Raw genomic sequence first — 25999 nt, forward strand, 5'->3', positions numbered from 1 at the left:
TGCTTTTGTTGTTCGCTGTATTGAAATACGACTATTTATAATGTTAGAAATGGCTGGGAGGGAACAAAGAGGGAACAAGTATGGGTTTTATATATCAAATAGTTGTAGTGACTTTCCTTGTGGCGTTCATTTTTCTTGCTGTCGAGGTAGTTGCCGCGTTGTGTCGCATTGGAATCCGAGGATTTGTAAAAGCTGTTGAAGATAAAATCGTTTACTATCCTCGAGCAGCTTCGGTTTTGGCGTTCTTTAAAATTCCTGATTTTCTATTGGTCCTGTTAACGGTTTTTGCGGTCTGGTTTCTTCAAGAAAATAAACTATCCGGTTTTATACAGTTTCATGATGATACTTCCGTCGAAAAATCGTTATTTACACTGGCGATTTCAGCAGATATCGGATTAACTGCATTGCTGTCTTTGGCTATTACTTTTTTGCATTCTTTGCGGTCTGCACATGAGGACAGCGTATATTTGGAAAGGAACCCATACAACGTATATTTACAGAAACAATGGCCTTTTAAACTGGTAACGAGTCAGATTTTTGGTCTGTATGTGATTGGTTTGTATGCGCTTCCGCTTGTTTCTGCTGCACTTTGTGCCTTCTATGGAAATGCGAAACAATGGTTTACTCAATTTTCTGAAGATTCCATTTTATTTGATATATGGCTTTCAGTTTACTGTGCTGCGTTATTGATTTTGGCTTTTACTGTTTACGTAGCTTTGCGTTTCAACCATTCATCTCAATGAATAGAGGGGCAAGGGAAAAACATTATCGAGCAGGATATCACTCGCAGATTTCATGGCTATCTCAATGCAGATATTAAGGATGGGTTTAATGCCGATCCAATTGGACGTCTTAAATCTGAAATCGATGAATTAGATGGCGACCAGTCCAAGATTACCTATATTAAGTACGCGTTTGGTGATTGGTTGGGATTAGATGCTGAGGAGCCTATTTATGCGGCGTTGCATCTTACGTATAGCGGGGAACGCAATAAATTCAATGATTTTACTCGAAAGGCAGTGAATCTCGATAAGCGAGTATTTGAAGTAGCTTTATATCTGAAACGAAAGTGGAGGTTTCTGTACAATTCTGGCTTGGAAAATTCATCTGATTTTAGTGAGGTGCTTGCTCGGCAAAGATGGGTAGATAAAGGGCTCCTCGACAGGATATCAACTTTATGGCCTGATTCGTATGCAAACTATTTTAACGATACTCGTGTGGATTTGTCGGAATCGATGTCTCTTTGGCCTGAAGATAAAAACGCGCCGAAACTTGATGTGGTACGAGCGATGATTGAACAGTGCTACGGTGATTTAGTTTGTCGCGCTGAGGATGAGGAAAGTTCCGAGGCATGGCTATCCGAAATGTTGCACGGGCATATCGGGGAAGAGACGTTTACTGACAAGTCTTCGCAGCGTGATGTGCAAAAAAATACCGAAGATTATCTTTTTGAGCAGGCTGTGGCATTTCTGGTGCAAACGCTCGGGGACTCTAAGGTTCAAACGCGATGGGATAATCAGGATCGACAGGAGCTTTGGCTTAGAAATGTGTGTCTTGATTCAGTATTCAACCAATCAAAAAGTCAGACCTTACTTGACGGGCTCTGGTCTTTTATCTCTGTCCCCAATCTGGCAGCGATTTCTGAATGGTCGTTGAAAAGTGTTTACGATATATTGCCGTTTGAGAAAAGAATCAGTCATTTGATATGGCTTGGCGCATATGATTATTCCGATGACCGGTTGAAGCTAGTAGCTGCTCAACATTACGAGTTGTATGAAGGCGGATTGCAGAAAGATAGTCCGCTGATTGACGATGGGGTCTGTGAGTCGCAAGGAGGCAGAACGATAGCCAGAAACGCCCTAAAGGCTATGGTTTGGGAAGATTTGAATGGTGCTTCGTATTCTGTTGATTCTTGGTGTTCTCAGGAAGAAGTAGACAAGGTTATTGATGAGTTATTCGATCCCTTGATTAATCAGGACCTTCTTGATTCTGAACAAAATGGCCAATTTGACCCACTTTATTTGTTGATGTTGAAATCATGCGTGCAAAGTGAGTGGGAAGTCTGTGACCAGTTAGATAAGCTTTTTTGTGGGAATAAGTCAGCGCATATTGATGACCGAATGAGAAAGAAGATTGAGTTGTATAAACAGGAATATCCACAAGCTATGCCGAGGATAATAGAAAAGCTTGGGTCTTTCGAAAAATGAGATGAGCTTGCAGATGTTTTTAGGGTTGTATTGAGGTGGGTTTGCCCGAATCGTCAGTATGCATCTGTGACGAAGCTGTTGAGTTCGCTCGCGAGGTGTTGTTGAAATACCAACAATCAAAAAAGGTTTAACTGTGACAAACTGGTAAAAGTAGTATTTCTTATCTATGGTAAAACTGGCAGAAATGTCAAAAAGTTCCTATGGTAAAATTGGCAAATCGACAGAAATTTCCTAGGGTAAAACTGGCAGGATGTGGTTATGAAGCGTTCGATTATGGCTCAATTGAAGCAATGGAAAGGCTTGAAAGATCATAATCCTCTGGTGTTGTGCGGGGCGCGACAGGTAGGCAAGACGTATGTTTTGAAAGAGTTCGGGCAGCAGGAATATGAATCTTGCGTGTATATCAACCTGATGAACGACGAAGCCAAAAGGGTGTTCGCCGCCGGATATGACGCCAAACAGGTGCTGGCCAATATCGGAATCTATGCCGGGCAAAACATCGTACCTGGCAAAACGCTGGTAATCATCGACGAGATTCAGGAAGTCCCGTCGGCCATGACCCTGATGAAGGCGTTCAAGGAAGATACGCCCGAGCAGGATATCGTTGCTGCCGGCTCTTATCTGGGGATTACTTTGCACGCGGGTATTTCGTTCCCAGTCGGAAAAGTCGAAATGCTCGATATGTATCCGATGACGTTTATCGAATTCCTGTGGGCGAATGGTCAGGAGCCCCTTGCCAAGGTCGTTGAGTGTTTGGATTTCAAAACGGCTTCAGCGTTTTCGGAACGTCTGGAACGTTACTTGCGCGAATACTACTATGTCGGTGGTATGCCGGAAGCGGTCAAGCTGTTCGTTGAAGGGGATGGCCACGAGGATTATGCTGCAGCCCGTTCGGTGCAACGCAGATTGTTGCGCGACTACAGTGCCGATTTCTCCAAACATATTCCGGCCAGCGTCGAAGCGGAGCGCGTTCGTTTGACGTTCGATTCCATTCCGGCGCATCTTGGCAGAGAGAATCACAAGTTCGTCTTCGGCCATATCGCCAAGGGCGCTCGGGCGCGGCAATTCGAGACGGCCATTCAGTGGATTGTCGATTCGGGATTGGCCAACCGCGTCTATCGCGTCGATAAAGTGGCGAAACCACTGAAGTTCTACCGGGACTTGTCGGCTTTCAAACTCTATCTTCACGATGTCGGCTTGCTGGGCGCGACGATGGGGATCGAGGCCAGGGATGTTTTGCTTTCTGACAAGGCACTGACGGAGTATAAAGGCGCGATGACCGAACAATATGTTTGCCAGCAGCTGGGCGCCGGCGGCAACGTTCCATATTACTGGACGGCGGGTGAGGGCCGCCCGGCCGAAGTGGATTTCGTAGTCGAGCACGCAGGTACGGTCGCGCCTTTGGAAGCGAAAGCCGAGGAAAATCTGCAGGCGAAAAGCCTCAAGTCGCTTTGCGCGAAAACCGGTCTGCATGGTTACCGCACTTCCATGTCGGGCTACCGCGAGCAGGATTGGATGACGAACGTCCCGCTGTGGGCAGTAGGTCCGTATTTTGCGGTTGAGGATTTTGTGGACTTTGCGGAATAGACTGGGCGGCATGAGCAAGAAACATCGGGATCGAAGCTGGGCGCCGGCACCGGAGGCGCTGCCGGACGGGGTGCATGTGGTCGATGACCATACGCATGTGGCGAGCGTCGTGCCGTTCGCACGCGAGATGAACCGGCAGGCCATTGAGCGCGACCAGCCGCCGGTGCCGGTCTATAGCGTCGACGAGATTCTCGCGCAGGCGAAAGCCGTCGGCGTCGAAGGCGTTATCGACGTGGGCTGCGAGCTGCCGAATCTCAAAGTCGCGGTGCAGATGGCGCTCGATCATCCCAAAACCGTCCACGCAGGCCTTGCGATCCACCCGAACGAGGCCGTTTTGCACGGCCATCGGGGAGTGCCCGGCCCCGACGGACTGCCGCTTAAATACCAGCCGTGGCACGACGTGAGTTTCGAGGACGCACTCGCCGAGGTCCATCGGCTGGCCACGAAGTACCCTGAGCAGGTCGTCGCCATCGGCGAGACTGGCATGGACCTTTTCCGCACCGGAGAGGCCGCGATGGAAATCCAGCGCGACGCCTTCCGTGCCCATATCGCGCTGGCCAAGGAATTGAACCTGCCGATGCAGATTCACGACCGCGATGCCCACAAAGAGGTCATCGAAACGCTGCTCAAAGACGGCAGCCCCGATCGCACCGTCTTCCACAGCTGGTCCGGCGACACCGAACTTGCGCAGATCGCGAAGCAGCAGGGCTGGTACCTGAGCTTTTCCGGCGCTTCCAGTTTCAAGGGCAATGAAGAGATTCGCAGATCTGTGGCCATCGTGGGGCTCGACCACATCATGGTTGAGACGGATGCTCCTTATCTCACCCCGATGCCGTACCGTGGCCGGACGAATGCCCCGTATATGATTCCTTATACCTTGAAGGCGCTCGCAGACACCCTTGATTTGCCGATAGGTGAAGTTGCGAAGGCGACGCGCGAAACGACGAGGGCTGTGTACGGCGTATAAAGCTCAGTTATGACGATTTTTGCGAGTCTTTGGTGAAAAACGTACAATTTTCAATATTTATATGAATTTAGCCGGATTTTGAAAGTTTCCATATATCCTGCCACTGTGGTTCATTTTGGTTTATTGAGTTTGCAACGCTAAACTGACGCTTTGGTTGATAAACGAGAGCGCCCGGTAGCCGGGCCATGAGAAGAAAGTATGTACGGGGAAGTCTCGTCTTTTCCGTTTTGGAGGGCAGGTCATGGCGCAATCGCAGGATCGCGAGTCGAAGCAGCCTCAAAATCAAAGAAATCGGCGTCACAATGAGCGCAAAACCGAAAATAGAAGCGAAAGCAAACACGAGGGTAAACAGCCGACAGAGAAGAAGGCCGTTCGTAAGCTCGTCCGGGAAACCGACAAGGCGACCAAGGCTGCGTCAAAGGCGCAAAAACAGGCGGTCAGCGCTGAAGAGAAGGCACTGAGGGCCGAGAAGCGAGCGGTAAATGCCGAAAAGAAAGCGTTGCTGCGGGCCGACACCTTCACCAATGCTCCCAAAGTTTCGCGTGACACGTTGACCCGCGAGGAGCGCAAGGTCATCGCCCAGCACGAGCAGGAGGAAAAGGAAGAGGCCCAGAAGCTGACCAAGGCTTCCGCGCACGGCCCGATCGGCCGCTGGTGGCGCAAGATGCAGTCCAGCCAAGACAAGGTCACCCTTGGTATGGCCATCGTCGCGCTCGGCGTGGTCTACGGCGACATCGGTACGTCCCCGCTATACACCTCGCAGACCTTTATCGCCGGCCAAGGTGGGCTCGGCAATATCGATCGTCCAGCGGTCCTCGGTTTGCTTTCGTTGGTATTCTGGTCAATCACGCTGATTACGACCGTCAAATATGTGCTCGTGGCCATGCGCATTGACAACAAGGGTGAAGGCGGCATCTTCGCGCTGTTCTCTCTGATTCGTCACCACGGCAAATGGCTGGTGATTCCCGCAATGCTCGGCGGCGCGGCGTTCCTCGCGGATTCCGTGTTAACCCCGGCCGTCTCGATTTCCTCAGCAGTGGAAGGTCTCAAGACCATTCCGCTCTTCGAACCGGTGTTCCACGAGAACACCAGCCTGACTCTCGTAATCACCGTCGTGATTATCATCATCCTTTTCTGCGTACAATCGCGCGGTACCGAACGGATCGGCAAGGTCTTCGGCTCGGTGGTCATGGTCTGGTTCGCGTTCCTTGCCATCACCGGCATCGTCAACATCAGCGGCGACTGGAGCATTTTCGCCGCTATCAACCCGGTTTACGGCATCCAATTCCTCTTTAGCAAGCACAATCTTGCGGGCCTGGCCATCATGGGCACGGTCTTTCTTTCCACCACCGGCGCTGAGGCGCTTTACTCCGATATGGGTCACGTCGGCCGTGGCAATATCTATTTCACTTGGCCCTTCATTTTCGTGGCGTTGGTCTTCAATTACTTCGGCCAGGGCGCATGGATGCTCAGGAACCAAGGCAACACCGCGCTCGGCAACGTCAACCCGTTCTTCGAAATGATGAGCCCGAACGTGCGTTACGTGGGTGTCATCCTTTCCGTGGCTGCAGGTGTCATCGCCTCACAGGCCTTGATTACCGGCGCGTTCACGATGGTCTCGGAGGCCACCGGCCTGAACTGGATGCCGCATCTTCAGGTGCGCTACCCGGCCCGTACCCGCGGTCAGCTCTATATCCCCGTGGTCAACGTCGTGCTGTGCGTGGCGACGCTTTCGGTGCTGGCGCTGTTCAAGGATTCCGAGCATATTTCCGCCGCCTACGGCCTGGCGCTGACCGTCACGATGATCACGACGACGATTCTCTTGACCGTCTATCTCTGGTTCAAGCACAATCGCGTGTTTGCCATCATCTTCTTCGTGGTGTTCATCGCCATCCAGACGCTGTTCTTCGTCGCTTCCATGGCGAAGTTCCTCCACGGTGGCTGGTTCACGATGCTTTTGACGGCATTGATCCTCTTGATTATGATTACCTGGAACGATGCGACCAAGATCGAGCGGAGCCAACGTCGTCATATGAAACCGCGCGATTTCAAGCCCGCGCTCGCCAAGCTGCATGACGATTTCCGTGTTCCTTATTTCGCGGACAACATCGTCTACCTGACTTCCGATTGGGAGATGCACCGCCTTGATACGGATATCTTCTTCTCGATTTTCGCCGACCATCCCAAACGTGCGCGTGCTTGGTGGGCTGTTTCGGTGGTCACCACGGACGAGCCGTTTACTCGCGAATACTCGGTCGAGGATTTTGGTACGGACTATATTTTCCGTGTGCGGATTAAGCTTGGTTTCAAGGTTTCGCAGTCCATCCCGGCTTATATTCATCAGATTATGCACGACCTTTCCGCTTCCGGTGATTTGCCGGAGCAGAAGTCGGTCTATCCGAAGGTGGACGCCGACCCGGATATCGGCACGGTGCGTTACGTGTTGGTGCACAAGGCCCTGATGCCGGAATCAAAGCTGACGGCCCGCGAGTCGCTGTCGCTCAAGATGAAGTACTCGATTCGTCGCGTGGCCGGTTCGCCGGTCAAGTGGTTCGGCTTGGCCCCATACAACCCGGTGGTTGAGGTCCAGCCGCTCTTCGTTTCCACCCGTCGTCCTCCGCGTCTGAAGCGCGTTGCGCTTCGGTCCAGCATCGGCAAGCGCCGCGTCGAGTCCCATGAACCGAAGGCGGCCGGTGCTGCCCGCAAGTCGGAGACGGAACGTACGCGTTCCAAGGCGCAGGCGGATTCTGAGCGTGTTGTCAAGAAGACTGGCAGCGGCATTGGGGTCGCGGAACTGGCCAAGGGTCGCAAGGGCCTTGGTAATCTTGCCAAATCCGTCAAATTGCAGAAAATGAAGGATGCCGAGGGCAAGACTGGCACTTCTGCCGAAGACACCGGGCAGAGCGCCGCGGCCAAACGTAAGAAGGCCGATACCGGCGAGCAGACCAAGGTTATGCCGCGTTCCGATACCGATAGCGGAAAATCTGGAAAAGTGTCATAATCCGATAATCAAATAATTGGGTAATTTGGCAATCCGACAATCAAATAAACGGATAGTTGGGTGATTAGCCGAATATCAGCATCGAAGTGCGTCAACCGTCAGGTACGGATGGCGCACTTTTTGTATGTCCCGGTTCCGGCAAAAGCAGGATGTCGGTAAATGACGTGTTCTCACGGCATAATTTCAGGTGTCGGAACCTTGAATAATGAAGCGTGTCGGCATTGCTGTTTTTGCCTCAAAACGGTGTAAAATCGCCTATTTTCTATCGATTCCCGCAGCTGTTATCTAGTAATAAATATATTTGTATGAAGATATTCAATTTCGATTTTGGTTTTCACAAATAGATGGCTAGACTTGCCCGTTGGTTTGTAAACGAGAGCGCTCGGCAAGTGGATTTGACAAGAAGACAAGCGCGTAAAAGTTTCCGTTTCTGGAGGACAAATCATGGCGCAATCGCAACATCATGGGTCAAGTGAACCTCAAAATCGTCAGCAGGAGCAGAATCCACAAAATCAGGAGGCCCGCAGGCGCGTTCGCGGCGGTAAAAAAACCGAGGGCACCGGTGCGGCTGACAAAACTGCCGATAATGCCGGCAAAAGAACGCGGGCCAAAACTCCATTGGAAGTGGCTGCCAAAGCAAAAGCCGTAAACGCCGCTGACGAAGCATCTTCTCGCGCGCGCAAGAGTGCAGCCAAAGTTGCTGGCAAAGCCAAAGCCAAGGCTGAAGCGGCAGAAGACATTGCCGAAACGTCCCTGCATACGCGCAAAGTTTCGACCAAAACGACGAAAGCCAAGAAAACCGCCGTCCATGCCGAAAAGAAAGCGGCCGGAGCTGAAAAGAAGGTCGCCAATGTCGAGCGCAAGGCCAAAGTCGCCGAACGCAAGGTGGCGAGTGCGGAAAAGAAGGCACTGACCGCCGAGCAACGGGCTGCGGCAGCCGAAAAGAAAGCCCTACTTCGTGCTGATACCTTCACCAACGCACCCAAGGTCTCGCGCGATACGTTGACCCGTGAAGAACGCGAGGAAATCGCCAAGCATGCCAAGGAGGAACGTGAGGAAGCCAAGAAGCTGACCAAGACCTCACGCAGTCCGATCGGTCGCTGGTGGCGCAAGGTGCAGTCCAGCCCAGATAAGGTGACGCTTGCGATGGCCATCGTCACGCTTGGTGTCGTCTATGGCGACATTGGTACCTCTCCGCTATACACGGTCCAGACGTTTCTGGCCGGGCAAGGCGGGCTTGCGAAAATCGACCGGCCTGCGGTTCTGGGTATGCTTTCCCTGATTTTCTGGACGCTGCTGCTGATTACGACCGTGAAATATGTGCTGGTCGCCATGCATGCCGATAACAAGGGCGAGGGCGGCATTTTCGCGCTGTTTTCGCTGGTACGGCACTACGGCAAATGGCTGGTTGTGCCCGCGATGATCGGGGGCGCGGCCTTCCTGGCCGATTCCGTGCTGACTCCGGCCGTTTCGATTTCCTCGGCAGTCGAAGGTCTCAAGACCATTCCCGCCTTCACCCACGCGTTCGAAGAAAACACCAACCTCACCCTGATGATCACCATCATCATTATCGTGGTACTTTTCTCCGTCCAGGCACGCGGCACCGAAAGCATCGGCAAGGTCTTCGGCTCGGTCGTGCTGGTCTGGTTCGCGTTCCTCGCGTTGGTCGGCATCGTCAACCTGAGCGGTGATTGGACGATTTTCGAGGCCATCAATCCGGTTTACGGTGTCGAATTCCTTTTCAGCTCGCACAACGTCGCTGGCCTTTCGCTCATGGGCACGGTGTTCCTCGCGACCACCGGTGCCGAGGCGCTCTACTCCGACATGGGTCACGTCGGCCGTGGCAACATTTACTTCACCTGGCCCTTCATCAACGTCGCGCTGGTGCTCAACTACTTCGGCCAGGGCGCGTGGATGCTCAACAACCGCGGCGACAAATCGCTGGCCGGCATGACCGTCAACCCGTTCTTCCAGATGATGAGCCCGAACGTCCGTTATATCGGCGTCATCCTTTCCGTCGCTGCTGGTGTCATCGCCTCCCAGGCCTTGATTACCGGCGCGTTCACGATGGTCTCCGAGGCCACCGGCCTGAACTGGATGCCGCATCTTCAGGTGCGTTACCCCTCGCGCACCCGTGGCCAGCTTTATATCCCGACCGTCAATGTCGTGCTATGTATAGCAACGCTTACGGTACTGGCTATTTTCAAGGATTCCGAACACATTTCCGCCGCGTACGGCCTGGCGTTGACCATTACGATGTTGGCGACGACGATTCTCTTGACCACCTACGTCTGGCACCATCATCATCGTGTGGGCTCCGTGTGCTTCTTCGCACTGTTCATCACCACTGATTCGTTGTTCTTCATTTCCTCGATGTCGAAGTTCCTACGTGGCGGCTGGTTCACGATGCTGCTGACGGCCGTAATCTTGCTCATCATGATTACGTGGAATGACGGCACCAAGATCGAGCGTTCGCAACGTCGTCATATGAAGCCGCGCGATTTCAAGCCCACACTTGCGAAATTGCATGACGATTTCCGCATTCCTTATTTCGCGGACAACATCGTCTACCTGACTTCCGACTCCGAGTTGCGCCGGCTTGACACCGACATCTTCTTCTCGATCTTCGCCGATCATCCGAAGCGTGCGCGTGCTTGGTGGGCCGTTTCCGTGGTTACGACTGACGAGCCGTTCACGCGCGAATACTCCGTCGAGGATTTCGGCACGGACTATATCTTCCGTGTGCGGATCAAGCTTGGTTTCAAGGTTTCGCAATCGATTCCTGCCTATATTCATCAGATCATGCACGACCTTTCCGCTTCGGGCGAGCTGCCGGAACAGAAGTCGGTTTATCCGAAGGTGGATGCCGACCCCGACATCGGCACGGTGCGCTATGTGTTGGTGCACAAGGCATTGATGCCGGAGTCCAAGATTACCGGCCGCGAGGCGTTGAGCCTCAAGATGAAGTACGCCATTCGCCGTGTGGCCGGTTCGCCGGTCAAGTGGTTCGGCCTGGCACCTTACAACCCGGTGGTCGAGGTGCAGCCGCTCTTCCTCTCCACCCGCCGTCCTCCGCGCCTCAAGCGCGTCGCGTTCCGAGCCGCCACTCGTCGTAAGGCCGCTGTTTCCCCGCAACCCGACGATGGAAGTGCGAAACTGTCTCGCGGCGCCTCGCATCGGGTGGCTTCCCCTAAGACCGCGAGTAATCTTTCGGCTGCCGCTAGTGTTGCGGATTCTTCCGCTGCCAAAGCGCATACCGATAAGCCCAAGCTCGATTCTGCTGTACCAAAGAAGGGCTGACGAGCTATTCTGGCAGTTTCGGAATTTACGCCGAAGTCGGCTGGTTCATTCGCGACACAGGCAGGTAGGCATTGGCTGTTGTATTTCGAAAGGTTCCGCTAGCATGGCATCTGCGACAGTTCAGCCTATTAACAAGGGAGTGATATGACTCAGATGTCATCCGCCATTTCAGCCCAACTAATTGTTGACGACGATTTCGAAGTGGGGAAGGTCGATAATCGGCTGTTCGGCTCATTTGTCGAACATCTTGGCCGTTGCGTATATACCGGTATCTATGAACCGAGCCATCAGACTGCCGATTCCGATGGATTTCGTCAAGATGTGATTGATTTGGTTCGTGAGCTGGGGGCCACCACCATCCGTTACCCAGGCGGCAACTTTGTCTCCGGCTATCGCTGGGAGGATGGTGTCGGGCCGAAAGATGAGCGTCCACGCCGTCTCGACCTAGCTTGGCATTCCACTGAGACCAACGAATTCGGCCTGCATGAAATGGCCAAGTGGCTCGACAGGGTTGGCGGCAACGAGCTGATGGAGGCGGTGAACCTTGGTACGCGTGGTCTTGAGGACGCGATGGATCTGCTCGAATATGCCAACATCCCCGGTGGCACGAAACTTTCCGAAGAACGTCGTGTCAACGGTGCCGACAAGCCGTTCAACATTCGCATGTGGTGCTTGGGCAACGAGATGGATGGGCCGTGGCAGCTCGGTCACAAGTCGGCAGAAGACTACGGCACGCTGGCAGCTTCGGTGGCACGCGGAATGAAGCAACTGGACCCTGACCTCGAGTTGGTGGCCTGTGGCTCTTCAGCGCACGACATGCCGACGTTCGGTGCGTGGGAGGAGACGGTGCTTTCCAAGGCCTATGACTTGGTTGATTTCGTTTCCTGCCATGCCTATTACCAGCCCAAAAACGGGGACATGGCCAGTTTCCTCGCTTCTGGTGTGGATATGGACGGGTTCATTCGTGATGTCGCCGCCGCTATCGATGCCACCAAGGCAAGGCTCAAGAGCAAGCATGATGTGTTCATTTCCTTTGATGAATGGAACATTTGGTATGCGGACGCCGAGGCAAGCCGGAACCCGGAAGGCATCGACAACTGGCCGGTGGCCCCACGTCTCTTGGAAGATGTCTATTCCGTGGCCGATGCCGTGGTATTCGGCGACTTGATGATTACGTTGCTCAAGAATGCCGATCGTGTCCATTCCGCGAGCCTGGCACAGTTGGTCAACGTCATTGCGCCGATTATGACGGAGCCGGGTGGCCCTGCCTGGCGGCAGACCACTTTTTATCCCTTCTCGATTATTGCTGCACTTTCCAAGGGCGGCACGGTGCTTGAGCCGAAGCTTGATTCCTCGCAGATCTACACACCAAAGTATGGCGATGTGGATGGCGTCAACGCCGTGGCCGTACGTGGAGCTGATGGATCGGTATCCGTTTTTGCGGTTAACAGGTCCCTTGATACACCGGCGGAGTTCGAAGTGCGGCTAGATGAAAATATGCGCGCCAAGTCGGACCTGAGCATCGAGGCGTGGAGTCTGCACGACGATGACATCAATGCGAAAAATACGCTGGAGAATCAAAGCCGCGTAATGCCGAAATTCAACGAGACTGTTGTGTTCGATCCTCAATCCGGTAGCACGAAGCTTACTTTGCCCGCTGTGTCGTGGACGGCTATTCACGTGAAGTAAGGTAACGATAGAGAAGTTTACAAGCCGGGTGTTCGCTGTTGTCCGCAGCGGACGCCCGGCTTTTGTTTTTGATTCCTGCTGAAAATAACCAATTATTTCTACGGCGTGTTGCAAAGGAAAAAGCCATTAAGTACAACCTTGTATGTAAGGGGAGTTTGCCAGAGAAGTTATGGCGGTGTATGTTAATAAATACAGCAAGTACAAGGTTGTATTAACCTCATAGATTTTGAATCGTGAGGTCGATATTTGCTTGTCAAGACAACGTTGTACTAAATTGGCGAGATTGAAAGAGGAGAACATGCCAGAAGGTGCCGCAACCAACAAAGCGCGACTTATCGTTGATGATGAATTCGAGATCGCTCCTATCGACGATAGGCTGTTTGGCTCGTTTGTCGAGCATCTTGGACGCTGTGTGTACACGGGCATCTATGAGCCGGGTCATCCGACTGCCGATGCAGACGGTTTCCGTCAGGATGTCATCGATCTGGTGCGAGAGCTGGGGGCTACCACCATCCGCTATCCGGGCGGTAACTTCGTTTCCGGCTACCGTTGGGAAGATGGTGTCGGACCGAAGGATCAGCGCCCGCGTCGTCTTGACACTGCTTGGCATTCCACCGAGACCAACCAGTTCGGTCTTCATGAGATGGTTAAGTGGCTAGGCAAAGTCAATGGGAACGAGCTGATGGAAGCAGTGAATCTGGGAACGCGCGGCCTCGGCAACGCAATGGATTTGCTGGAATACGCCAACGTTCCTGGTGGTACGAAGCTTTCCGAAGAACGTCGCGCCAATGGCGCCGACAAACCTTTTGACATCCGCATGTGGTGCCTGGGCAATGAGATGGACGGCCCGTGGCAGCTGGGGCATAAAACGGCCGAAGAATATGGACGTCTCGCGGCGAAGGTTGCTGCGGGTATGCGCCAGATCGATCCGAACCTTGAGTTGGTGGTCTGTGGCTCGTCCACACATGATATGGAAACCTATGGTGCGTGGGAAGAGACTGTTCTCGACGCTACCTACGATTTGGTCGATTTTGTGTCCTGCCATTCGTATTCGCGTCCTTGGAATGGCGATATGCAGAGCTTCCTGGCCTCTGGCGCCGATATGGAGGCGTTCATCCACGAAATCGCCGCCATCGTCCAATCCGTGAAGGCCCGCCACAAGACTTCGCATCAGATTTATCTCTCCTTCGATGAATGGAATGTGTGGTACAAGGCCAACGATCCGGCCAACAATCCGTCGGGAATCGGCAACTGGCCCACTGCCCCGAGGCTTTTGGAGCAGATTTACTCCGTAACGGACGCAGCGGTGGTCGGAGATTTGCTCATTTCGTTGATGCGCAATGCAGACACCGTTCATTCGGCTTCGCTGGCCCAGTTGGTCAACGTCATCGCGCCCATCATGACCGAGCCCGGCGGCCCGGCTTGGCGCCAGACCATTTTCTATCCTTTCTCGCTTTCCGCACGTTTCGCTAAGAATGGCACGGCCCTTGAGACTGTGCTCGACGGCCCGTCCATTGATACACAAGCGTACGGTGAAGTAAGCGCAATCGGACATACTGCCGTGCGTTGCAAAGATGGCTCATTGGCCATTTTCTTGGTGAACCGCTCTTTGCGCGACGATACGAAACTCGAGATTGCTTTGCCGGCCCGCCGCCGATTCTCTGCGGCCCGGTCGTGGACGTTGCACGATGAAGATGGCTCGGCCTCAAACACACTTGAACATCCCGATAGGGTGACCCCGCAGGTCACCGACAACGTCACCATCGATGGCGACACCATATCTGTGAATCTTGCGCCGGTTTCTTGGACGTTGATTCATGTTTGTTGATTATCCAATTGTGCCAATGTTGGTGCAACGATAAGGAGGAAAAATGAGAAGTATCAACAAGGTTCTGGGCATCGTCCTTGCAGGCGCTATGGCCCTCTCGGTTGGAGCATGCGGTTCGGGCTCCAACGACGGTTCGAAGGCGGCCGGCAGCGATGCCCACGCCAATGATTCGGCCAAGTGCATCAACAAGGTGAAGAATCCGAAGGCCGAGAAGGTCACCCTTTGGTCTTGGTATCCTCAGGTTGAAAAGCTGATTGATCATTTCAACGAGACTCATAACGACGTGCAGGTCTGCTGGACCAGCTCTGATCAGTCCGCGAAGGCGTATTCGCGCTTCAGCACGGCCATCAAGGCCAAGTCCGGCGCTGCCGACATCGTGCAGCTCGAATATGCCATGATGCCGCAGTATGCTTCGGGCGTCGAAAAGCATCTCGTCGATCTCAACAAGTACGGCGTCGGCAAGATCAAGGACAACTACACTCCCGGCGCTTGGAAGGACGTCCAGTTGGGCGGCAACAAGAGCGTCTACGGCGTTCCGGTGGATGTCGGCCCGGTTGTGATGTATTATCGCAAGGACATCTTCGACAAGTACGGCGTCCAGCTTCCCACGACTTGGGACGAATATGAGAAGGCCGGCCTCGAGCTGAAGGCCAAGGGATATCAGGGCCATATCGGCAACTGGCAGCCTAACGGCACGTTGTTCAACTACGCTTATTACGATCAGGCTGGCGGCAAGGTCTTCAAGTATTCCGCGAACGATCCCGAGAAGGTCGGCATCAACGTTAATTCTGATTCCGTCAAGAAGGTTGTCACCTTCTGGCAGAAGATGGCCAAGGAAGGCATCGTCGCCACTGACGATACCGATACCGCGGCTTGGAACAAGAAGAACGTCGATGGTTCCTATGCCACCATCATCCACGCTTCGTGGATGGTCGGTTATCTCAACGGCCTTTCCGGTGTTCAGGATGGTTCGATCTGGCAGGTCGCCAAGGCCCCGGGTTGGACTGCGAACGATCCGGCTATCAACTGCGGTGGTTCCGCTCTTACCGTGACCGATCAGGCCAAGGACACCAAGCAGGCTGCGAAGGTGGCCATGGAGTTCTTCGGTGACGATCAGGCTCAGGACATTGCCGTCAACGATTCCGGTCTGTATCCGACCTGGCAGAAGAAGCTGAAGTCTGAGGCATTCCTCAACCGTGGCGAGAAGTTCTTCAACAACCAGCAGATCAACAAGATCATCGCTCCGGTGGCTCAGAACTACAAGGGTTATCAGTTCCTGCCCTTCCAGACCTACGCCAATGATGAGCAGACCAAGACCTTGGCTGCGATTCTGCGCGATGGCGCCAATGTGGACACCAAGCTTGATGCATGGGAGAAGACACTCAGCACCTATGCCAAGCAGCAGGGCTTCACAGTCGAGTAACAAGTGGCTTTAGGGGAGGTGGGTCCTGCCCGCCTTCCCTTCAATGAGGAGAAGCTCATGTCGAAAAAGAAAAATAATGTTGTGCCGCATGGTACCAAGTCGTTGTCGACGACAAGGGCGAACCGCTGGGGTTGGTTATTCACCGCTCCTTTCGGCATCGTGTTTATCCTGTTCCTTGTCGTTCCGCTTGTCTATGCGTTCTTTGTTTCGCTATACAGCTATACGCAGGTCCGTGGCACAATATTCACCGGACTTGCCAATTATAAAAGGGTATTTACCGATCCGATTTTCCTGAATGGTCTGAAACTGGTCGTGCTCTACACGATTGTGATGGTGCCGATTCAGCTTCTGTTTGCGCTTCTGCTGGCGCTGGTGCTTGACTCTATGAAGTCCAAGTTTGCTTCGGTCTCCCGTTTGCTTTACTTTTTGCCGTATGCCATCCCGGTGGTTATCGGCGCCCTGATGTGGGGCTTCCTGTATTCAAAGGATATGGGGCCTTTCACTTCGCTTTTCCAACTGTTCGGTATGAAAGCCCCTGACTTCCTTGCCCCGGGCAGCATTTTCGGTTCCTTGGTCAATATGGTCACTTGGCAATGGACCGGCTACTATATGGTCATTCTTTATTCCGCGTTGCAGTCGATTCCCACTGATCTTTATGAGTCGGCTCGAATCGACGGGGCCTCGGAAGTCAAGATTGCTTTGAAGATTAAGGTCCCGATGATCACCAGCTCGATGGTCATGGTCACCATCTTCGCGTTGATTGGAACGCTGCAGTTCTACACCGAACCTATGGTTTTGAGAAACAACGCGAATTCCGCGATACCTCCCGAATACACGCCGAACATGTATGCGCAGGCTTTGGAATTCAACTACAACCAAATGAACTATGCCGCAACGGTCTCGTTTGCACTCGGCCTTTTGGTGGTCATCTTCAGCGTCCTGTTCATGACGTTGACGCGCAAGCAGTCTGGATTGGAGGACTGAGCGATGAAACAGAATATCGATAAAGGTCAGAAGATCAACAAAGGTCACCAAATCCCTGCCAAGATCTTCATGGTGATCTGCATTCTCTACTTCATCCTGCCGGTCTGGTGGCTTATCGTCGCTGCGACCAAGAACAACGCCGGACTGTTCATGGGCACCGGCGGCCCGATGTGGTTTGACAAGCATTTCGCCTTGTGGGACAACATCAAGGAGCTCACCACATATCAGGATGGCATCTACTGGCGTTGGCTGTTCAATTCGCTGCTTTACGCGTTGGTTGGCGGCGTCGGCGCGACGGCGTTGTCGGTGATGGCGGGCTACGGATTCGCCAAGTTCCGCTTCCGCGGTCGCAAGGTGTACTTCAACATCGTTCTCGGTGCTTTGATGATTCCGACCACCGCGCTGGTCATCCCCACCTTCATCATCATGACGAAGATCGGAATGAACGATACGATTTGGGCCGTTATCCTGCCTTCCTTGCTTTCCCCGTTTGGCACCTACCTGATGCGCGTGTATTGCCAGTCTTCCCTGCCTGACGAAATGATGGAGGCGGCGCGAGTCGATGGTGCCGGCGAGCTCAGGACCTTCTTCCAGGTCTCCCTGCCGATTATGACCCCGGCCATCACCACGGTGTTCCTGCTTTCCGTGGTCAATTGCTGGAACAACTACTTCCTGCCCCAAGTCGTGCTCGCCAATACCAAGCTATTCCCGATCACGGTGGGCCTGACCCAATGGCAGGCCAAGTCCAACGCCGGTGCCGGTGTGGAGCAGGTATGGAACCTCATCACCTGCGGTGCCTTCATTTCCGTGATTCCGCTGGTTCTGGCGTTCCTCTTCCTGCAGCGTTACTGGGTCGGCGGCATCACCGCCGGAGCTGTGAAGCAGTAATCATACAGTAAAACAGCAAGACAACTGAAATGACGTATCCGACGAATCTCTGTTGAACGTCGGTTGAGTGTCATTAGATGCCATACCGTGTCCGTGCAGCTCGAGACTACACAGACACGGTTTTCCTTTATAGATTTTGCCTCGGGGGTGGCTGTATGCTGGGTTACGATGTTGTCTAACTGATATGCGTTAGGGCATTTGGGCGATGCTTGCCTGAGTAATGCAGCTGTGAAAAGGATTGTTTTATGCGTTCCAGAGTGACGATTAAAGACGTGGCAAGGGAAGCAGACGTATCAATCAAAACCGTTTCCAACGCACTTAACGGAACAGGAAGCATGCGTCCTTCAACGCGCGAGCGTGTCTTGAAAGCGATGCACAATCTAGGCTATACCGTCAATGTGTCGGCAAGGTCGCTGAAAACCGGAAGCTCAAAACTCATCGGATTGGCCGTATTCGACTTTTTGCAGCCCTTCTCCTCATATCTTGCCAATCAGATTATCGATGTCGCCCGCGAACGTGGCTATGGCGTCATCGTCAGCACCTATGCGTCAGGCGGCGCAGGCATTCCCTCCATCATTGAGGAGACCTATCGGTTGGGTGCGGATGGTTGGATTTTCTTTACTGATACCGCACTGGCCGATAAAGCGGCGATTCTTTCCCAACCTTATCCCACGGTGCTGGCCGGCGATTACAGCGCTTATGGCAAAGCTGATCTGGTGACGATGCCCAATGTTGATGCATTGGAAAAAACGACCGGGGACTTGCTTGATCGCGGCTATCGTTCCGTGGCATTGGTCGGAGCCCCTGCCGATCGCGACTGGAAGCGCGTACTTGACGCGAAGGAAGGCACTCAAGAGCTGAGAATTCAAGGTTATGTTCGTGCGTTTGAGAAGCGCGGTCTTGAAGTCGACTGGTCAAAAGTCATATCGGTTTATCCGCTCAATAGCGTTTCGGGCGTAGAGGCTGGCGATAAATTACTGGACGGCGAACGCCCCGATGCCGTAGTCTGTTTGGACGATGCTCTTGCGTTCGGCGTGATGAATGAGTTGCAGAGACATGGATGCAGAATTCCGGAGGATATAGCGGTGGTGGGGTTCGATAACGTTCCGGAAGGGACTTTTTCGACGCCTCGGTTGACCACGATCGACCCGCATACGGATGAATATGCTCGCAAAGCCGTTGAAATGCTTATCGAACGCATCGAGGGATATAACGGTGACCCGCGTACGTTCGTTTCTGGTTTTTCGCTGATTGAACGGGATTCGACCAGAGTTTAGCGTTGTATTTGGTGTTATTTGCGGGCTGGTTGTCGCAATGGCCAAGAGCTTAGACGGTTGTGATGACCTCTACAATGGAATCATGACCGGATATATTCCTACACTTGCACAGGCGGACGAGCTGCATCATAAAATCGCGCCATCGCAGGCCGCTTACGGCCTTATTCATACGCATTGCGTCATCATCGCAACCATCACCCGTCAGCTGGTACGCCGGCAGAACGCGCTGTTTGTGCGGCGCTGTACTTTGCCTAAGGATGCTCCTGAGCTCACGGGGAAGTGCGGTGGCAAGGGTGATGTCTCCGCTTCTGATCGTGCCGCCGATTCCGCGAACGGCTCTGCCTTTGGTGCTCATTCGGGCGATGGCAATGTCGAAACGAACGGCATCAACGCTGATACGGATGGCGGTGCCGGCGATACTCGGGCTCAGATGAATGCTGATGCCGGCGATGTCTCAGCACATGTCACGCCTGCTGTGTTGGCGCAGAAACGCAACAATTCCAATGTGTTAGATGGCATCAATGCAACGGTTCCGCCGACCGATGGTGTGGTTGGCGGTATGGTGCCGCCGCGTCTGCTCGACGAAAACCTGGCGGTGGTGGGGGCCATGCTCCATGACATCGGCACCTACCTCGTCTTGAAGCACGACGGGTCGGATGGTGAAAAATTGCAATTCGACGGGCCAAACTATATCCTGCATGGGCTTCGTGGCTACGACTGGTTGCTTGAGCAGGGAGTGGATGAGTCCATTGCGCAATTTGCGCGTAACCATACCGGAGTAGGGCTGACCCGTGAACAGGTCGTGGCGCAGGGATTGCCGTTGCCGCCGGCCGACTACGTGCCGATGAACCTGGAGCAGGAAGTAGTGATGGTGGCCGACAAATACAACAGCAAGTCTATCCCGCCGCGCTTCCTCACAGCCGAGGCTTACGCGCGCAAGGCACGCCGTTTCGGGGCCGACAACGAACGGCAGTGGCTCGATCTGGTCAAGAAATACGGCGTCCCCGATATCCCCGCGCTCGCCAAGAAGTTCGACATGAAGCTGGACGAGTAGGCGGTATCGTTCGGCTCTCCTTCGTTCAGGCATCATCCGGTCGGGGGATGAGCCGGCCAAGTGAGAAATAGGAATTTAAGCACAAAAACGGCAAGATTTTATGCTTAAATTCCTACTGCAGGCTTTCGGCAGCATTGTAAGCGCAAAAATAGCCTTGAAATGTGTTTAAATTCCTAAGTATGACTTGCGGACGTATCCTGGCAAGGCAGGTTCACAATTTCAGTCAGAACGAATAAATCTTATCGGCCTTGGCTTCGTAATCGGTTGCACTGGTGTATTCGTCCGAATCCGTAGCGGTATCAGCTTCGGATTCGGCATCGCTGGCAGCGCTATCTACAGAACTGTTTGCATCCGTATCAGTTCCAAAGCCAGGAACCAGAACGATAACGCAGCGCTTCGGGTCTTGGGCGTGCGCGATGCGCGAAAGTAGGTCGAGGATGATTTTACGGTCGCCGGCATCAAGTCCGCCAACCGGGTCGTCGGCAAGAATGACGGTCGCCTCGCAGCAGATGGCCCGTGCGATGGCTAGACGGCGCTGATTCAACGGTTTGAGGTCTGATACCTTCACACCGGTGGCGGCTTCGTCGAAATCGATATATTTCAGCACATCGCGAGCGACAACGGGTATCGGCTTCAGGAACGTACGTCCGGAAGCGCGCATGGTGAAGGTCAGATTGGTCAGCGCGTCCAGGTCGTTGCGCAAGCTGTAACGTTGCGTGACCAAGCCGATGCGGTGGCCGCGGATTTCGTTGGTCTCAAGCTCCAGAAGGCTCTGGCTTTTCACCATCACTTGGCCGCTGTCGGGCCGATAGAGGCCCGATGCCACCGCCAACAGACCCCGGCGTTGCTCGTCGTCGGCACCGGTGATAGCGTATAGCGATCCGGCGAAGAATCCCCAGTCGATATTGTCCAGCACATTGCGTCCGGATTTGCGATTGGTGAAGGTGACGTGGTCGAGCGCGAAGGTCGGGTTCGGCTTCAACAGGATGTCGGCTTCGGCGACGGTCTCCTTGTCAAGGCGTGTCGAAACGGCGGTGGCTGGTTCGATAACGGGGGATTTCGCCTCGTGGGCGCTTAGCTCGTCCTCTTCCTCTACCGCCAGTCCCAGCGTTTCATTGACGCGTTTCGCATTCGAGGCCGCTACATTGTCAGGGCTTGCTTTGTCGCCGTTTTCGCTGGTTTCGTCGGCATCGCTGTCATCGCTGTTGTCGTCAATATCTTCACTATCGGCGGTTTTCTCGGATTCCTTCGTTTGAGCTCCGGTTTTATTTCCGGTTTTCGCCTTGGAAGCTTTCCTTGAATCCTTGGTATCAGTATTTTCGGTATTATCGGCTTCGGCCTGTTTTTTGTCCGAATCTTCGGTTTCGTCGTCATCGGTTTGGTCATCAGCCGAGCCGCCATATGGCACTTGGCCGGAAGCCGCAAGACTGAGATCCAAGGCATCATCGTCATCGTCGAAGACGACATCATACTTCACCGCCGAGGTGTTTTCCGCGTTTTCGGCCGGGTTGTTCTGATCGTCGATGCTTTTCTGGTCGATCTGGTCGTCCTTATTGCCGGGCTCGTAGCTTTTGGCTTGATCTTTCGAATCGCTGTTCTTGCTCATGCTTGAGCCTCCGTATCGTCTTCGGATGCGTTGTCATCGTTGTCGTTGTTCGTGTCATCCTTGTTTTCAGCGGTTTGTGCGGACGCACTGGCGTTGCCAACAGCATACAGCGTTGCGCTGCCGGTCATATCGTCGCGTGTATCGAAGAGACGCGAAGTTCCGGCGAACAAAGGCCTCAGGAAGGCGATGACGGCCAGTGCCGCCACAATGGCGATGGAATACCACATCGGCATCCAGCAAGCGGATACGACCGGCGTGGCGATTCCTCCGGCAAGTGCCTTTCCCAACGGTTTGGCAGACAGTGCTCCGGCGATACCGCCGATAAGAAGTCCCGGAATGGTGGGTATCAGCGTTTCCAAAGAGAACTGCCAGCCGATGCGGGAATGAGTGACGCCGATGATGGTGTCCATCGCGATTTCGTCGGTGCGTCGACGCAGCGCAAGCCCCAAGAGCAGCAGCAGAATGACCCCGCTGCCCGCGTAGAGGCCGATACGCACTTTGGTCATGACGGCATTAAGCGAATCCAACGGCTTGAGTGAATCGTTGTAACGATCGAGCGTAGGCGAGCTGACCTCGTAGCCTTTCGGCAGCTTCATCGCCTTGGCCGCTTGTACGAAGGCATTGTACTGGTCGGTGCCTTGCAGTTTGAAACCGACGTCGAAACGTGGGTTCAGCCAGCCTTGGGGGTTGTCGCTGAGCAGTTTGTTTTTGGTGAGAACCATCGGTTCGGCATAAATCGCGTTGTCGCGGTTTTCCTTGGCCAGTTTGGCGTCGTTGCCGTGTCCGGCGGGGGCAGGGTCGGTGTAAGTGTAAATGCCGCGCACTTTAAGCTGGTAGGTGTCCGCGGTCATGGGGTTGCCGAGCTTGAGTGTGCTGCCCACTTTCAGGTTGTTCTTGCGAGCGAAAGCCTCGGAGACCAGTACATTCTTGCCGTCCTTACCTTGGTAATCCAAGGATTTTCCTTGGGCTATCTTGTAGGCGCCCAAAGGGTTGATGGCGATGCCGTCTTTGTCGTAGTAGCTGTAAAGCGTGGTCTCGCCGCCTGTTTTCTTGCTGCTTTCGTCGCTTTTACCGGCGATGGCTTTGGCCGTGTCGGTTTGACGCATCGGCAGGGAGATACCGATTGAGAATTGCGGCTGTTGCACACCGATCTGTTGCAGCGACATGGCGTACGTGCCGTACTGATCGAAGGTCATGTACTTTTTCACGCTTGAGACGTCGTCGCCTTTGAGCGTTTTTTCGGTTGCGGCGTTCGGCCGGATGACGGCGATTGGCGACTGTACCTGGTAGGTCTCGCCATGTGCCTTGTCGCTTGCGCTAGACACCGCGGTGGCGAAAACGACGCCGAATATCATGACTCCGGCGACAAGGAGCATCATGATGCTGCGCCATTTATGACGTATCACCGTAGACCAGGCATTGGTTAGCACGAACATCTGTTTCTCCCGCTGTTCAGGCCTGTAGTTTGCCACGTTGAAAGCTTTTCGTCGAGCGGACTACAGGCATCACATGTTTCCCGCCGTTAGGCTTGCACCTTTTCGATGCTAGGCCGCAGCATAGGCAACAGATTCAAGTATATGTGCCTTAGCTTGAATGAGACGAACAAAACCTCAGGAAATGTTGAAAGTTTTCTGAGAATTTTCGTTTTATAGGCAATATGAGGGAATTATTTGACGGTATCGTAGAATATGACGGTAAATTGCTCACATGGCAGGTAGAATTATCAATAATGAATATAAAATGGAAACAACGGATAGGCCATGCCGCATTGCCGATTTGCTCGGTTCTTGGCGTACTGGCGGCATTCGGCATCGTTCTGACATGGTTCCCAAAGACGTGGGACGCCTGGAATCTGCCATTGCAAGAGATTGACGCGCCGGCTCATTACTATTTCATTCGCAAGTTGCTACGGCAGGGAGTTGGCGCCGCCATGAAGCTGTGGCCCAATGACGCTTACTACCCGCCGCTCTTTCATATCCTCGCGGCCGCGGTCATTTCCTTTGGCAACGTCATCCACGTCAAAATCAATATCTACGCAGCCTTCAATATCGTCTGGTTGGTGACATCCGGGCTCGTATGGCCGGCCGGGGTATCGCTCTGGGCCAGCTATTTCACGCGCAAGATCGATGGTAAATTCATCGAAGGATGGCGTGGCCTCGAATCCGCGGTGCATGTCGCTTTGAGCGAGCAGAAACGCAAGGCGAAATCAGACAGACGGCGGTCGCGCAACATGTCTTCGGCTGCGGGCGCTCAAGGCGGGTCTGCCAAAACTCAAGGAAAAAAGGAAGGGAATTGGGACGCGATCGTCGATTCCAATTCGATGTTCTGGCGGCCTTTCTCGTGTGCGATGATGCTGATTGTGCCACTGCTTTCGGTCGCTTCGGCCAGCCATCCCTTCCAAATGCTCGCCTCCGGCCCGCTGATCGCCTTCGGCCTGGCCACCAGCATTCTGCCGTTCTGGCTTTACGTCACGCTGCGCCTTTTCGATGCGATCGCCGACCGTTATCAAATTCTACGTTGGCTGATTTTGACTGTGCTGCTCGCGCTGCTCTGCGTCTTTGCACATCCGCGTATTGCATTCACCTGGTTGCTGCTGATGGCGCCGTTCATGCTCATGCGCTTGCCATGGAAAGCCATGCTCGGTGTGCTCGTGGCCGTGGTGGTCTGCGCCGTCGCCTTCTTCTTCTACATGACCGGACACTATCATTCGTCCCGCTACGGCGACCCGTCTAGCTGGTTCCATACCTACAAGCCCAACCGCACCGTCCCGCAGGCGCTGCAAATATTCTTCAGTGATAATATCAGCGGTGCTTTCAGCGGGTTCATGAGCGTCGTCGTCATTGTCGCGTTGGTGGTTGCGATTGTGGTGGTATTCGGGTATTTGAAATCGAGACTGGTGATTATCAGGTTCGACGGACGCTCTGGTAATAAAGGCGGCAAAGGCGATAAAAGCTCCAAAGGTGATAAAGAAGCCAAAGCTGTTTCGGTAGAATCCACGGACTCTGTTGTGGTTTCGGACGATAGCCGTCTTGCGGATTCCGAGGTATCGGACGGTTCACAATCTCAGAGCGACGAAGAAAACGTGCCCGCTTCGGTTGCGACTGATACGACTGACGCTTCGGTTGCTTCGGGTGTGGCAGGCACGTCGAATACATCGGCCGCCTCCGTTGCCGGTTCCAAACGCAGTCATAACTCCGCTCATCGCGCTACGCATCGTTCTGTGAAGACATCACGATTCGCCACGGCGACGCCCACGATGGCCAAGGACGCCGTGTCTTTGTTGCTCGCGTTTGCGTTGGTGTGCCTGGTCTATGTCTGCTCGACCTCGCTGACCGGCTGGTTCCCGAATATCGTGACAGCCGCTTGGTACCGCGCCGAGATCCGACCGCTGACGATGATTCCGTTCGCCATCATCCCGTTGCTGGTCTTTGCGGCCTGCTCGGTGGTCTATTCCTTCGATGGCGTCGACGAATCCTACGTCCGCTATTTGCAGCAGCGTGCCCATCTCGGCACCCCGCACAGTTCCGGGCGGCATGCGATGGCGCCGAAGCATCCGGCGGGCAGCGCTGTCGGCGACTGGTTCTCGCGTAATGGAGGCAAGGCCGTCTCGATCGTCGTACTGGCCGCGCTCGCGGTTTCCTGCCAGTTTGGCAATGTGAACCGTCAGAATTTGGGGACGATGATCGCTTCCAACGTCGTATTGGACGGCAAGCCGGTCAATGAGCAGCTTACCCTGGCAAAGGTTGATGTATTGAAGCAAACCGTCAAGATGGTGGGCAACGGTCCGGTGATTATTTCCGACCCGCTCAACGGCTCCATGTACGGTTCCGCTATGTTCGACGCCAATATGTTGTATCCGGTTTATAACCCCATGCACGAAAAGAACGGCGCGATCTTCGGGCAGACCGAGAACGCATTTGCCTCCGGTGACCCCGCGAAACTGACCGCGACCACTTGCCCGATTGAAGGCAATGTACCGAAGTACTTCCTTTCGATGGGCCCGCAGGCGCCGAGCTTGCAGATGTTCTCATTCCGTCAGCAGTATGACACGTTCCATCGCCAGGACCTGATTGATGGCTACGTACGCGCCGGCGTCCTGGTCAAGATCGTCGATTTCAGCTATTTGGGCCCGTACGCCAAGGACTGGGCACTCTACAGCATCAAGTGTGGGCAGTAACGCGAAGCTCG

Annotated in this window: 16 protein-coding genes; 14 read left to right on the forward strand and 2 right to left on the reverse strand. The window is 53.9% G+C overall.

Features of this window, described 5'->3' with window-relative positions; translation table 11 throughout:
- The first annotated feature begins 80 nt into the window (after positions 1 to 80).
- From OZX72_RS00940 to OZX72_RS01000, 13 genes are all read left to right on the forward strand, one after another.
- Positions 81 to 743: a hypothetical protein gene (locus OZX72_RS00940; RefSeq protein ID WP_277158597.1), complete on the forward strand. Its 663-nt coding sequence runs from the start codon at positions 81 to 83 to the stop codon at positions 741 to 743.
- Between the two features lie 183 nt (positions 744 to 926).
- Complete coding sequence (locus OZX72_RS00945) at positions 927 to 2207, forward strand: hypothetical protein (RefSeq protein WP_277158598.1); 1281 nt, start codon at positions 927 to 929, stop codon at positions 2205 to 2207.
- 273 nt (positions 2208 to 2480) lie between these two features.
- Positions 2481 to 3794, forward strand: coding sequence for an AAA family ATPase (locus OZX72_RS00950; RefSeq protein ID WP_277158599.1), 1314 nt, complete (start codon positions 2481 to 2483; stop codon positions 3792 to 3794).
- A gap of 10 nt (positions 3795 to 3804) precedes the next feature.
- Positions 3805 to 4761, forward strand: a complete 957-nt coding sequence (locus OZX72_RS00955) for a TatD family hydrolase (RefSeq protein WP_277158600.1) — start codon at positions 3805 to 3807, stop codon at positions 4759 to 4761.
- 457 nt (positions 4762 to 5218) lie between these two features.
- Complete coding sequence (locus OZX72_RS00960; RefSeq protein WP_348519671.1) at positions 5219 to 7762, forward strand: KUP/HAK/KT family potassium transporter; 2544 nt, start codon at positions 5219 to 5221, stop codon at positions 7760 to 7762.
- 444 nt (positions 7763 to 8206) lie between these two features.
- On the forward strand, positions 8207 to 11062 hold the full coding sequence (locus OZX72_RS00965) for a KUP/HAK/KT family potassium transporter (protein ID WP_277158602.1): 2856 nt from the start codon (positions 8207 to 8209) through the stop codon (positions 11060 to 11062).
- Positions 11063 to 11206: 144 nt separating this feature from the next.
- Positions 11207 to 12751, forward strand: a complete 1545-nt coding sequence (locus OZX72_RS00970; protein WP_277158603.1) for an alpha-L-arabinofuranosidase C-terminal domain-containing protein — start codon at positions 11207 to 11209, stop codon at positions 12749 to 12751.
- Positions 12752 to 13049: 298 nt separating this feature from the next.
- Positions 13050 to 14579 (forward strand): alpha-L-arabinofuranosidase C-terminal domain-containing protein, encoded by a 1530-nt coding sequence (locus OZX72_RS00975; protein WP_277158604.1) that lies wholly within the window; start codon positions 13050 to 13052, stop codon positions 14577 to 14579.
- A 43-nt stretch (positions 14580 to 14622) separates the two neighbouring features.
- Positions 14623 to 16002, forward strand: a complete 1380-nt coding sequence (locus tag OZX72_RS00980; RefSeq protein WP_277158605.1) for an extracellular solute-binding protein — start codon at positions 14623 to 14625, stop codon at positions 16000 to 16002.
- Positions 16003 to 16059: 57 nt separating this feature from the next.
- Positions 16060 to 16986, forward strand: a complete 927-nt coding sequence (locus OZX72_RS00985) for a sugar ABC transporter permease (protein ID WP_277158606.1) — start codon at positions 16060 to 16062, stop codon at positions 16984 to 16986.
- 3 nt (positions 16987 to 16989) lie between these two features.
- Positions 16990 to 17874, forward strand: coding sequence for a carbohydrate ABC transporter permease (locus OZX72_RS00990; RefSeq protein WP_277158607.1), 885 nt, complete (start codon positions 16990 to 16992; stop codon positions 17872 to 17874).
- Positions 17875 to 18119: 245 nt separating this feature from the next.
- Positions 18120 to 19151 (forward strand): LacI family DNA-binding transcriptional regulator, encoded by a 1032-nt coding sequence (locus OZX72_RS00995; protein ID WP_277158608.1) that lies wholly within the window; start codon positions 18120 to 18122, stop codon positions 19149 to 19151.
- A gap of 82 nt (positions 19152 to 19233) precedes the next feature.
- Entirely contained in the window at positions 19234 to 20205 is a 972-nt protein-coding gene (locus tag OZX72_RS01000; protein ID WP_277158609.1) for an HD domain-containing protein, read from the forward strand.
- Positions 20206 to 20428: 223 nt separating this feature from the next.
- Here OZX72_RS01000 and OZX72_RS01005 read toward each other — a convergent pair whose 3' ends face one another.
- Together OZX72_RS01005 and OZX72_RS01010 are read right to left on the reverse strand one after the other, a co-directional pair.
- Positions 20429 to 21811 carry an ATP-binding cassette domain-containing protein gene (locus OZX72_RS01005; protein ID WP_277158610.1) on the reverse strand — a complete coding sequence of 461 codons (1383 nt, stop codon included), beginning with the start codon at positions 21809 to 21811 and terminating at the stop codon, positions 20429 to 20431.
- A complete protein-coding gene (locus OZX72_RS01010; RefSeq protein WP_277158611.1) occupies positions 21808 to 23247 on the reverse strand; it encodes an ABC transporter permease in 1440 nt (479 codons plus the stop codon). The genes OZX72_RS01005 and OZX72_RS01010 overlap by 4 nt, the downstream gene beginning before the upstream one ends.
- A 293-nt stretch (positions 23248 to 23540) precedes the next feature.
- Between OZX72_RS01010 and OZX72_RS01015 the strand changes: the two genes are divergently transcribed.
- Positions 23541 to 25988, forward strand: a complete 2448-nt coding sequence (locus OZX72_RS01015) for a DUF6541 family protein (protein ID WP_277158612.1) — start codon at positions 23541 to 23543, stop codon at positions 25986 to 25988.
- Positions 25989 to 25999: the final 11 nt, after the last annotated feature.

Source organism: Bifidobacterium sp. ESL0769, assembly GCF_029395495.1.
In the GTDB taxonomy this organism is placed as follows: domain Bacteria; phylum Actinomycetota; class Actinomycetes; order Actinomycetales; family Bifidobacteriaceae; genus Bifidobacterium.